The 3,735-nt window shown below is 64.0% G+C and carries 4 protein-coding genes and 1 pseudogene; 3 read left to right on the forward strand and 2 right to left on the reverse strand.

What is annotated here, in order from left to right; translation table 11 throughout:
- Window positions 1-214: 214 nt before the first annotated feature.
- Window positions 215-598 carry a nuclear transport factor 2 family protein gene (locus GL263_RS23220; protein WP_182857700.1) on the reverse strand — a complete coding sequence of 128 codons (384 nt, stop codon included), beginning with the start codon at window positions 596-598 and terminating at the stop codon, window positions 215-217.
- A gap of 207 nt (window positions 599-805) precedes the next feature.
- Here GL263_RS23220 and GL263_RS23225 point away from each other — a divergent pair.
- Window positions 806-996 (forward strand): annotated as a pseudogene (locus GL263_RS23225) (transposase); the annotation flags it as partial.
- 201 nt (window positions 997-1,197) lie between these two features.
- Here the strand turns inward: GL263_RS23225 and GL263_RS23230 are convergent.
- Window positions 1,198-1,539 (reverse strand): helix-turn-helix domain-containing protein, encoded by a 342-nt coding sequence (locus GL263_RS23230; RefSeq protein ID WP_182857701.1) that lies wholly within the window; start codon window positions 1,537-1,539, stop codon window positions 1,198-1,200.
- Window positions 1,540-1,572: 33 nt separating this feature from the next.
- Between GL263_RS23230 and GL263_RS23235 the strand changes: the two genes are divergently transcribed.
- Window positions 1,573-2,898 carry a helix-turn-helix domain-containing protein gene (locus GL263_RS23235; protein WP_182857702.1) on the forward strand — a complete coding sequence of 442 codons (1,326 nt, stop codon included), beginning with the start codon at window positions 1,573-1,575 and terminating at the stop codon, window positions 2,896-2,898.
- 9 nt (window positions 2,899-2,907) lie between these two features.
- Entirely contained in the window at window positions 2,908-3,477 is a 570-nt protein-coding gene (locus GL263_RS23240; protein ID WP_182857703.1) for a transcriptional regulator, read from the forward strand.
- The last annotated feature ends 258 nt before the right edge of the window (window positions 3,478-3,735 follow it).

Raw genomic sequence — 3,735 nt, forward strand, 5'->3', positions numbered from 1 at the left:
GAGACAGGGACTACTCCACCACCGTGACATCCGGCCCGGCGTCGGCCATTGATCCTCTGCGCCGCCTTGTCGACTCACGGCGCCATCCTGACCGAGCTCTCGTGACGCGGCGCCGCCGCTCAACAGTTCGCTGGCAGCGCCGGCCAAGCCGCCGTCATGGTGGGAAGCCGCTCTCCGCAGCCGAAACGAGCCGGCGACCCTCCCACCACCGCCCCTACGCCCCCGGCACAGGCGTGGCCTGGTGGTAGTACATCCGCCATCCGGAGCCGTCACCCAACCTGCGCCAGATCGAACTCCTACGCGCCCGCCCACCGCCAAACGTGGTCTCGTACGTCAGGTGCACGACGCCAGGTGCCAGGACAACGCCAGTCATTCCAGCAGGCACGTAGCGCGGGCCGTCCTCGATCCCACCCTGCATGTCCGGCAACTCGGCGAGCATCGCCGGGCGGTCCCACCTGCGACCGGAGGCGCCCACCTCCACGAACTCCGGGTCGAGCAGCTGCTCTGCCACCGCCCTCGATGTCCGCACCGCTGGAGTCATCAACCGCAGCTCTCGAGCGATCACCTCGGTCACGCTGCTGTCCTCGTCAGAATTCATGGAGCATCATGTCCCGGGACCTCGCCACACGCAAACGGAACAACAGCCGCCCGCCGCTCCGCCAGCCGCAACAGCCACGCACCTCATCGCCCAGCTCAACTCCATCGAATCCACCCTCGATCTCGTCGCCTCAGCCCGACCACCGAGGGAGCACCCGGCCCCATGCCGCGCGTCCTCTCCCCATCTGGCCCGAAAAACGCCGCCGCCATGCGTCAGCGTCGCTCTCCCTCCGACACCACCAGCGCGGAACGGACTCTACTCGAACCGCTGTTGCCGGAGCCGGCCTGCGAGACCAGCCGCGGCCAGCCCGAGAAACACCCCCCAGCCGGAGATCGTCGACGCCATCCGCTATGTGGTCGACACCGGGCTGCAAACGGCAGGCCCTGCCCGCCGACTTCGCCTGCGTCTGATGCACCCCGAGAGCACGACCGTACGGGCCGACTCCGCCTACGCCGGGAAGCTCGTCGACTGGGCGAAAGACAGCTCGCCGGGGGTGCCGGTCAGGGCTTGGACGTTCATGCCGTGGCCGCAGTGCCTGCTGTCGTACACGGGGTCGCTGTTGGTCTCGGTGGTCAGGGTCCCGCAGCGCCAAGCCGGGATCAGGATGACATCGAATAGGAGTCGACGCTCCTCGCCGGAGGCGGCCAAGGCCTGTTCCAGGGTGGGGCCAGCAGATCCAGACCTTCGTTGACGTAGCGCCAGGCGGTGTCGGTCGCCACCCCGAAGTGGGCTGCGACCTGGGCGAAGGCCTCGCATTTGGCGAGCCACACCAGCAACATCACGGCCTGCGCGCGCGAGGTCAGCTTCCGCCACGGGGAGCCGGTCTCACACCTTCGAGCGCCGATCAGGTCTTCCAGCCAGAAAACCAGCGCACACCCCCGCCGCCACCCGATCCGGACAAGATCGAAAGAGCTCATCCATGCGACGAACGCATCACACATGCCAGAATCGCATGAAATGTGTACGGTGGAAAGATGGAATCCGCCACGGAACAGACCCTGCGTCTGACGATCGCCGCACTCATGACAGCCGCCGGCGAGACCAAGACCCAACTGGCCACCTGCATCGGCCTTACCCAACCCCAAGTCTCCCGCCGCCAAAACGGCCAGACCGCCTGGACCCTCGCCGATTGCGACGCCCTCGCCACGCACTACGGCATCACCGTTCCCCAACTCCTCGCCGGCCCCACCGCAGCCTGCAACGCCTACCACCAAACCACCCCCACTCCCCACACCACCACGCCCAACACCGTCACCACCACTGACGATGCCGCTGAAAGCATGACGGCCGCACCCGCTCTTCCCACCACCGCACCCCACCTCGGCGCCGCTCCGCCCCCCGCTGCTGCTCCTCGTACTCGGCCGGCTGCTCTGTCGGTGAGTGGCGTGTCTGGGAAAGGTCCTGGTGCGAGTGGTGGGGATAGGGATGAGGCGTTGGGTTGGTTGTTGCGGCATGCAATTCCTGATGCGATGGAGTTGTTGGATGCGTGTCGGGTGGGGGCTCGGTATGACGTGGTCGGGCATCCTCCGTTGCCGAGTGTGTTGCGGAAGAAGTCGGCACAGGGGGCTGACGAGGTATGGGAGGGACGGCCGCGGTGGACGCGGAGGGAGGTTTTGGCGGGTTCCGAGGTGACGGCGTTGGATGTCAATGGCGCGTATCTTTCGGCGTTGAAGACGCATCTGCCGTTGGGTGCCCTGGAGTTTTCTTCTGGGAATGTTCATTCGAATCGGCGGTCGGGTATTCATTTGATCACGCCGCCGGAGTGGGAGCATGAGTCGTATCTGCCGAATCCGATGGGGAATCGTGAGGAGCCTGGAAGGGTGTGGGTGACGGAGCCGACGTTGCGACTGATGCAGCGCCTGTCCACGGAAAGGTACGGAAGGTTGTGTGATCCGCCGCTGATTCATGAGTCGTGGACGTCGGGCTCGACGGAGCATCTGTTTGAGAAGTTCCGCCAGGTTATGCGGGACGCTCGTGAAAGAGCTATTGAGGAATCGGACGAGATCACCCTAGAATACGTGAAGGCCATGTATTCTAAGTTGGTGTCTACGATGGGTGAGTCGAACTTCAATCGGGAGCTTTACCGTCCTGATTGGATGCACATCATCCGTTCGCAGGCCTTTGTGAACCTTTGGTTGAAGGGCTATAAGGCGCATGTGGCTGGTCTGTCGGTGGTGCGAGTGATGGGAACGGACGAGCTGCATGTGGCAGGTGACTGGCGCGCGATGTTCAGCGAGGGTCGTGGGGTGTCTCAGGTGAAGGTGAAGGACACGTATACGGTGGGTGCTGCTCGGTGGTAGGGGTGCGAAGTGCCGGATAGGACACATGAGTTCGGGTTGTATGGGGCTCAGGGTGAGCGGGGGAGTGCGGCTGCTGCCCGGGTTCTTGATTCTCTGGCGGGCGGGATCTCGTCGCCGGTGTCGTCGAGTCGAGGGTTGTCTGCGCGGCTGCGTTATCTGACGCGTTCAAAGGCCGGCTATGAGGCGATGAAGCAAGCCGGCATCAACGTCACACCCCGGACGATGAAGCGGTGGCTGGTAGGAACGCAACGACCCAACAATGCGAACCTTGAGAAGATCGACCGGGCCTATTGGATGTTTCGGCGTCAGAACGTGGCGAAATATCTCCTCAAGAGGTTGAACTCTCGTGGCGGAACACGGGTGGAAATTCACCCACTTGACCAGAGCCGCGTCCTGGTTCCCCGTCAACGCGTGCTAGAATATAGGAAGTTGAATATCCGTCACTGGGATGCGATCGTCAACGCCTGGGCCAAAGGTGACAGTCGAATGCTGGATGACGCCTGGATCGACCAGATGGTAGAACTGGGCTCCCAGTGGGGAAAGTACGAGTACGTCACATCCGTAGGATTCTCAGCGTAACCACAGTGACCAGCACTCACCTCGAGTTGACGACAAGTCAACTCGAGAACGGCAGAGGGACCCCAACCCCGCAGCCAGCCAAGGGAATTCGCGAAGCGAATTCCCCAGTCGAGGCCGCGAAGCGGACTCGACACCGCGCGGAGCGCGGTAGCCGCGCGGAGCGCGGCAGACTCCCGACGCGAAGCGTCGGGAGTCACCGGCCCGTAGGGCCGGCGCGTCGTGCCCGCGGAGCGTGGCCGCTGTCTCTTCTCGCCATCT

It is taken from the genome of Streptomyces durbertensis (assembly GCF_014156695.1).
Lineage (GTDB): Bacteria > Actinomycetota > Actinomycetes > Streptomycetales > Streptomycetaceae > Streptomyces > Streptomyces durbertensis.